This window comes from Aliiroseovarius crassostreae, assembly GCF_001307765.1.
GTDB lineage: Bacteria > Pseudomonadota > Alphaproteobacteria > Rhodobacterales > Rhodobacteraceae > Aliiroseovarius > Aliiroseovarius crassostreae.
Genome location: NZ_LKBA01000002.1, coordinates 1 through 6912 on the forward strand (window position 1 = coordinate 1; position 6912 = coordinate 6912).

General features: G+C 56.9%; 12 protein-coding genes and 1 pseudogene. 9 read left to right on the plus strand and 4 right to left on the minus strand.

Annotated features, from left to right (window positions below):
* Window positions 1–139: 139 nt before the first annotated feature.
* From AKJ29_RS01910 to AKJ29_RS01925, 4 genes are all read right to left on the minus strand, one after another.
* Window positions 140–913, minus strand: a complete 774-nt coding sequence (locus AKJ29_RS01910; RefSeq protein WP_055187508.1) for an enoyl-CoA hydratase-related protein — start codon at window positions 911–913, stop codon at window positions 140–142.
* A gap of 24 nt (window positions 914–937) precedes the next feature.
* Window positions 938–1765, minus strand: a complete 828-nt coding sequence (locus AKJ29_RS01915) for an alpha/beta fold hydrolase (RefSeq protein ID WP_055187509.1) — start codon at window positions 1763–1765, stop codon at window positions 938–940.
* A gap of 3 nt (window positions 1766–1768) precedes the next feature.
* Window positions 1769–3430 (minus strand): PHA/PHB synthase family protein, encoded by a 1662-nt coding sequence (locus tag AKJ29_RS01920; protein ID WP_082392486.1) that lies wholly within the window; start codon window positions 3428–3430, stop codon window positions 1769–1771.
* A gap of 224 nt (window positions 3431–3654) precedes the next feature.
* Window positions 3655–3870 (minus strand): UTRA domain-containing protein, encoded by a 216-nt coding sequence (locus AKJ29_RS01925; protein WP_074963839.1) that lies wholly within the window; start codon window positions 3868–3870, stop codon window positions 3655–3657.
* 106 nt (window positions 3871–3976) lie between these two features.
* Here AKJ29_RS01925 and tnpA point away from each other — a divergent pair.
* The 9 genes and pseudogenes from tnpA to AKJ29_RS19950 all read left to right on the plus strand — a co-directional run.
* A pseudogene (tnpA, locus tag AKJ29_RS01930) lies at window positions 3977–4283 on the plus strand (IS200/IS605 family transposase); the annotation flags it as partial.
* Window positions 4272–4586, plus strand: coding sequence for a hypothetical protein (locus AKJ29_RS19810; RefSeq protein ID WP_055187512.1), 315 nt, complete (start codon window positions 4272–4274; stop codon window positions 4584–4586). The pseudogene tnpA and the gene AKJ29_RS19810, both read left to right, overlap by 12 nt.
* 55 nt (window positions 4587–4641) lie before the next feature.
* On the plus strand, window positions 4642–4872 hold the full coding sequence (locus AKJ29_RS01940) for an Acb2/Tad1 domain-containing protein (protein ID WP_055187513.1): 231 nt from the start codon (window positions 4642–4644) through the stop codon (window positions 4870–4872).
* A gap of 1 nt (window position 4873) precedes the next feature.
* Window positions 4874–5137 carry a DUF2312 domain-containing protein gene (locus tag AKJ29_RS01945; protein ID WP_055187514.1) on the plus strand — a complete coding sequence of 88 codons (264 nt, stop codon included), beginning with the start codon at window positions 4874–4876 and terminating at the stop codon, window positions 5135–5137.
* Window positions 5134–5415 carry a hypothetical protein gene (locus tag AKJ29_RS01950; protein ID WP_055187515.1) on the plus strand — a complete coding sequence of 94 codons (282 nt, stop codon included), beginning with the start codon at window positions 5134–5136 and terminating at the stop codon, window positions 5413–5415. The genes AKJ29_RS01945 and AKJ29_RS01950 overlap by 4 nt, the downstream gene beginning before the upstream one ends.
* Complete coding sequence (locus AKJ29_RS19585) at window positions 5412–5570, plus strand: hypothetical protein (protein WP_161805360.1); 159 nt, start codon at window positions 5412–5414, stop codon at window positions 5568–5570. Before AKJ29_RS01950 ends, AKJ29_RS19585 begins: the two co-directional genes overlap by 4 nt.
* A gap of 32 nt (window positions 5571–5602) precedes the next feature.
* Entirely contained in the window at window positions 5603–6049 is a 447-nt protein-coding gene (gene terL, locus AKJ29_RS01955) for a phage terminase large subunit (protein WP_261172600.1), read from the plus strand.
* A gap of 12 nt (window positions 6050–6061) precedes the next feature.
* A complete protein-coding gene (locus AKJ29_RS01960; protein WP_055187517.1) occupies window positions 6062–6283 on the plus strand; it encodes a hypothetical protein in 222 nt (73 codons plus the stop codon).
* Between the two features lie 86 nt (window positions 6284–6369).
* Window positions 6370–6531 carry a hypothetical protein gene (locus tag AKJ29_RS19950; RefSeq protein WP_235477237.1) on the plus strand — a complete coding sequence of 54 codons (162 nt, stop codon included), beginning with the start codon at window positions 6370–6372 and terminating at the stop codon, window positions 6529–6531.
* The last annotated feature ends 381 nt before the right edge of the window (window positions 6532–6912 follow it).

A 6912-nucleotide genomic window follows, 5' to 3' on the forward strand; every position in this document is an offset into this window, starting at 1 on the left:
ATAGCTGAACAGCGACCCGCTCGTCTCGTCCGTTCCGCGCATCATACCCCCCCGCCGTAACCATCCCGGATGGTGAATCATGTTCTCAAACCGCTGTCGAGGCAGGACTATTTCAGCAGCCTGTTAGGTCTCGTGTCTCTTATTCGTCCGGGCGGAAATTTGGCGCACGTTTTTCGACAAAAGCCGCCATGCCCTCTTTCTGCGCATGGGTGGCAAAGAGCGAGTGGAACACCCGGCGTTCCCACAACAGCCCCTCGTTCAGGGACAGTTCCTCGGCGCGGTTCACAGCCTCGCGGGCAATCATCGCCACGGGCTTGGCATAGCCTGCAATGGTTGCGGCCTCTTTCATCACATGATCCATGATATCCGCATCGGGAAGAACCTGCGCCACCAACCCGCAATCCAGTGCCTCAGCCGCGTCCATCATCCGCCCCGTCAGATGCAGTTGCATCGACTTGGCGCGGCCGATCAGCTTGGTCATGCGCTGGGTGCCGCCGATCCCGGCAATCACACCCAGCTTGATTTCGGGCTGACCGAATTTCGCGGTGTCGCTGGCAATGATATAGTCACACATCATGGCCAGTTCACAGCCGCCGCCCAGGGCAAAGCCGCGCACGGCGGCGATTTTCGGCGTGCGGAATTTGGCAAAGATTTCCCATTCGGCGAAGAAATCAATCTCGGCCATGTCATCATAGCTCTTGTCCGACATCTCCTTGATGTCGGCGCCCGCGGCAAAGGCCTTTTCGCTGCCGGTCAGGACAAAGCAGCCCACGCTTGGGTCGCGATCCAGCGGGGTCAGCTCCTCAATGATCTCGCGGGCCAGCGCCGAATTCAGGGCGTTGAGTTGTTTGGGTCGGTTCAGCGTGACCAGAACCACGCGCCCTTCGCGGGTGATGGTGATGTTTTCAGGCATAGTCGTCTCTGTTTTCGTCAAGTGTCAGTCGTCAAGAAAGGTCGAGATCAGCGGGCCGACCTCGTGGCGTTTGGTGAACATCAGCAGGTGGCCGGCTGAGTAGATCTGCAGCGTGGCGTCCGGGATCATGCTGGCGAGCAGAAGCTGGTTTGCAATGGGGATCAGCCCGTCATACTTGCCCGCGATGATCAGGGTGGGCGTGTTGATTGCACGCAGCCAGGGCAGGCTGGTCCAGCTGCACATGGCGCGCACCTGGGTGAAGTATCCTTCGGGGCTGGGGGCGATGGCGTGTTTTGAATACTCGCGGAATATTTCCGGGTGCAGGATCGCCTCACCGCCATACATCCAGGGGCCGATGAAATTGCCGTAGGTCTTGTTGGTGAAGCGCAGCGGGAACATGATTTCCGACAGTGCAATTGGTGTGCCCCACCAGCTGCCAATGCCCCCGGCCGAGGTGATTGCCAGTGCCAGATGGCCAATGCGGTCCGGGGCGTCATGGGTCATCTGCTGCGCAAGTGCGCCCCCCCAGGAGATACCGAGAACGTCAAACTGCCTGATCCCCAGCTTGTCCAGAACGGAAAAGGTGAACTGGGCATAATCGGGAATGGTGGCAATATCGTCGCGCATCTCTGACCGCCCCACGCCGGGCATGTCGATGGCAATCAGCGGGCGAGACCCAAGTTCGTTCAGGATTGGCAGCAGCACCTCAAGCGACTGCCCAAGCCCGTTGCACACCAGAAGCGGGGTCTGGCCGGTCTCCCCCGGTCGATGGAAATAGCGCACGATTGCACCGTCCAGACGCAGGGTATGAACCTCATCAACCTCACACTCGCTCATATTCAGGTCCCGCATCCGTTACGCCTTTTCAAGCACATAGGTGCCGGGGGCATCGGCCAGGGGTTTGTGGGTCCTGTTGCCACGTTTGGCCGATGCCTTGACCATGTCAGAGGGGTTGTGCTCTTCGATCCAGGCGAGCCAGTGCGGCCACCAGCTGCCATCGGTGAGTGTCGCACTTTCTTGCCAGTTGCCGGCGTCGCCATCCGTTTTGCCATCTGCCCAGAACTTGCGGCGGGTTTTGGCCGGGTGATTGATCACCGTGCCCGAAACATGGCCACCGGTGGTCAGCACAAACTCGGTTGGGCCAGATACCAGATCCGTGGCCGTAAAGGACGAGGTCCAGGGCACGATATGGTCGCCATCAGCCGCAAGGAAATAACACGGCACGTCGATATTGCGTGTATCCACCGGGGTGCCGCACAGGGTCAGGGCGCCCGGTTCGCGCAGTTTGTTGTTCAGATACATTTCTTCGATGAAGAACCGATACCAGTTGGCTGGCAGGTTCGAGGTGTCACCGTTCCAGTAAAGCACGTCAAACGGAGCGGGAGATTTGCCCAGCAGGTAGTTTGACACCACGAAATTCCACACCGATTCGTTCACATGCAGCATTGCCATCGCGTTGGCGATGTCCCGGCCCGGTGCAATATTCTCGGACCCGAGGCGCTGTTTGTAGACCTCGTTCTGGGCCTGATCGATAAAGACGCCAATCTGTCCGGGATCGGCAAAGTCGATCAGTGATGACAGGAAGGTTGCGGTGCCCAGCTTGGCGCGCAGATCGGCCGGGATCACGGCGAGGGCCGCGATCAGCATCGTGCCGCCATTGCACCATCCCATCATGTCCACATTGTCTGACTTGCTGATCTCGGAGGTCACGCGCAGTGCCTCGAAAATACCGTCGCCCACATAGTCATCCCAGCCGCGGTCGCCCATCTCTTTGCTGGGGTTGCGCCAGGACAGCATGAAGACGCTCTGTCCCTGTTCCAACAGGTAGCGCACCATGGATTTCTTTTCGTTCAGGTCGAAGATGTAGAACTTGTTCACGCAGGGGGGCACGATCAGAACCGGGTTCTTGCGGACCTGCGGGGTCATCGGGTCGTACTGGATCAACTCGATGATATCATTTTGAAAAATGACTTTCCCGGGCGTTGTGGCAAGGTTCTTTCCGACCTCAAACGCCTCTTCGTCAGTGGTGGTGATATAGCCCTTTTGCAGATCTTCGATCAGGTTCTGCATACCGTCCTTCAGGCTTTCCCCATTGGTTTCCATCGCAAGGCGCATTGCCTCGGGGTTGGTCATCAGGAAATTCGAGGGGGACATATTGTCGGCGGCAACGCGGGTGTAAAAGCTCAGCATTTCCTGCTCATGCTTCGGCAGTCCGGCCGCGTCGGCCATATCTGCCATGGCCTTGGCCGTTAGCTCGTAAGACTGGCGCATCAGGGGAAAGATCCCTTCGCTCCATGCCTCAGCCTTAAAGCGGTGATCGCGCGAGGGTTCGGCCTCCTGCCCCGGTTGGCCGGCATTCATCCAGGCCTGTGCAATGTCGTTTTGATATTGCAGCCAGGTATTTGCCCAGGCCGAAAAGGGGGATTTGTCTTTTGCATACATGGCTTCAAGGGATTTGAAGAACTCATTTGACATATGGGCACCTATCGGGTCGCAGTGGCAGATTGTGACAATCATGCAGGGAAATGCTTCACAAGTGTTGCAGGTTGTCAGTTTCTTGCAATTCCAGGGGACAAAATGCGGGGTGTTTTCGTCTGATCCAAGATGTGAAGCGGGCCCATTACGATCAGTGGTTTTGTGACCCCCATTGGGGTCATGCGGTCCCTGTCTCTCAATCGGCACAGCAAGGTCGCCGCAAAGGTGGCGATTTTGGCTTGGTGCTCCCCGCCCCTCGAAACCGGTTAGCTATTGGTCAGGAGCTGATACCCGGGCAGGGTGATTGAGCGCACGGATGTGATTGGATCTGCGCCAATCCAGGTTGTGCGTTCGATCACCAGAAGGGCGCTTCCAGGATCTGTCGCGAGCGTTCTGGCCGTGGCCTCATCGGCGGAAATGGCATAAATCCGCAGATCGAAACGGGTATAGGGTTTGTTGCGCACCAGCCATTTATTTTCCACCTATTGGAGATAAACCACGGGCTTCGAGCCGGTCCGCTTCAGCGAATCTTCTGATGATCTCTCCTCGTCATCCGCGACCACGCAATTTTATCACAGGTTCCACGTCGTGTGGGTCACAAAATACCGCTACAAGGTTTTGCAGGGTCCGATGCGGGAACGCATCCGGGACATCATCGGCCAGACTTGTGAGGAGATGGGTGTTCACATCGTGCGCGGTGTGCTGGCGCGCGATCATGTCCATATGTTCCTGTCGATCCCGCCGAAACTTTCGCTGTCCGACGTCATGCAGCGCATCAAGGGCCGCTCGTCGCGCCGTATCCGGATGGAGTTTCCCGAGCCGCGCAAATGCTACTGGGCAGGCGGTTTTGGGCGCGTGGGTATTTTCGACGACATCGGGAAATGTGACCGACGATAACCCCGAATATCGCACCTACAGCTATATCGTCACCATGGATGGCAGTTTCATCAAGATCTGCGATATCATCGGCTTTGGCATCAACGCGTCAATTCAGTTTTCCAGTCCTGAGAAAGCGGTGTCCGCAGGCGTTTATCGCGAAAATGGCCTGATGACGATGCCGCAAATGGAACCGAATGGTTTGTCGATGCCTGAAGGTCTGGCAGCAACCTACGTGATGTGCGTGAACCCCGACGGCGAGGGGGTCCGTCCGGTCTATGTTGAACCCTCTGTGGTCGTCTCCCCCTTCCCGTTGAACTGAGCTCTTTTTCTGCCCCCGGATCAAGGGGGGCATTGATGGAGACCAGGAGGCCAAGATGAGCACCAAAATCAACTCAACCGACGACGCCCGCGCTGACAATTCCCCGATGCGGCATAGCTATCGCGTTCTGTCCGATGAAGAAAAGCAGCTGGTGGAAGAGATCAAGGACAAAGGGCAAGCGCTGCTGGACCTGATCAATCGCTGTGGCGGGAGCCGGGAACTGTCCTTGGCACGTACCAAAACTGAAGAGGCGGTTATGTGGGCCGTCAAGCATGTGACGAGCTGACATGGACGAGAAAGCCCCCAACACAGACTACCGTGTGACCACCGACGAACTACGCCAGTTCATTGAACGTTTCGAACGCCTGGAGCAGGAAAAGAAGGATATCGCCGAACAGCAGAAAGAGGTGATGGCCGAGGCCAAGGGCCGTGGCTACGACACCAAGGTCATGCGCAAAGTCATTGCGCTGCGTAAGCGCGACAAAGATGACATCGCTGAAGAAGAGGCCGTGTTGGATATGTACAAAGAAGCACTGGGAATGGTGGCATGACAAAATTCATTGAAGTCAGCGACGGCGGCTATGTCTGGCATATCCCACTTCTGAAGGTGGCAGAGCATCGGGCGGCGCACTATGCCCAGAGCGAAGATCAACAGCAGGAAGAGGTCCAGTTCGTCCTGAATGACCACTTTGAAGGTATCGACTGGTTCCAGAACAACATGAACTTCGAGGACGTTGCTGACGTTGCCGAGCTACTGGAGACACCCGAACCCAAAATCGCTCCGGACATGGGCACCGCAGAATGTGAAATCGTAGAGGTGGCAGAATGAGCGCGACCATTGAACGTGAGCTGGGCGAGATCTCTGCCACCCTGAAGCACATCAAGGAAACCCAAACGCAACAGGGTAAGACCCTTACCGGGATGGATGATCGGCTGCGTAAGGTGGAAACCTGCTGTATTTCGGTGCAATTGATCCGTCCCTAGGCAAGAAAAATACAGGCCGCGATCCAAGCGCCATTCTGATTGGTGGATATCATCCCGAGACGGGTGTGATGGATGTGGTCGAGGCGTCGATCCGCAGGCGCCTGCCGGATATCATCATTGAAGACGCTTTGGCGATGCAGCGCAAATACACTTGCCAGATGTGGTTTGTTGAAACCGTCCAGTTCCAGGAAATGCTGCGTACAGAGTTGATGAAGCGGGCGCACCAGGCGGGGCTGTCTATGCCGTGCTTCCCAGTGCAGCCCATCGCTGACAAAAACCTACGGATTGAACGCCTGCAGCCGCCCATGAAGGCTGGTTTGATCCGGTTACACAACTCCCAAAAGACACTGATCGACCAGCTGCAACAATGGCCGAACGCGGCTCATGACGACGGGCCAGATTGTCTTGAAATGCTCCACACACACGCGCTTGAAAAAGCGGGCGGCGTGTTCACTGGCGGCGGGATCTCCGTCGGATAAGAGGGTCACGAGATGGCGAAGAACAAGAAAACCAAAGCTCCGGTGGTGGATGCCAACGATTATGCCGTTGTCGAAAACGACATCACGATCCCGTTTTTCTCAGACATTCTGGAACCCCAGGACGATGTGCTGGTTTCTCAGGGCAACGGCAAAGGGCTGAAGCTTTATGACGAGGTGGCACGTGGGCTGCGCCCTTTACCTGCGATATCGACGGATATCGGTTTGAGCGCCTGATTTCCGATCTGGACCTATCGCATGAGGGGCTGGGACAACGCCACTGTGTTGCCTCCTACCAGGAGCGCGCAAAGGAAGGCCGTGTGATGATCATGCGCGTCACCGGCCCGGAGCGGGCCACTCTGGCGTTCGGGGCGGGCTACTGGATTGAGCTGAAAGGCTTTGCCAATTCCCATGTTTCAAAAGCCTGCGAGGCAGCGGCACGGAAGGCAGTTGAGCTGTTTGCGAAGAGTGCTGGGTTGAGGTGATGAGCCTTCTGTTCTGGGGGAGGCCGTCAGTATCCAATGGGTCAAAATCTGTTGTCGGGACGTGCGAGAATATCCAGATCACGGTGACCGAAACGCGCATCAAGGATGAGTGGGGGGAGCGGCCATTATTCCAGATTGATTGGAGCGAACGGGCAGATGGCCGGTCATACCCATCGTTTCACACCAGCAAACAAGCGGCGTCAGAGTTCATCAGGGACGAGCTAAATGCCATCTTGTTGAAGCGCGGGAAGAGGATCAGCCATTAGAAGCCAAATTTGTCCCGCCAATCGCGTCATTCTGTCCCGAAGGCGGCGGCGAGCTATACTGATCGTGCAAAACGCTTGGCTGACAGCGACACTGCCTAACAGGCTGCTGAAATAG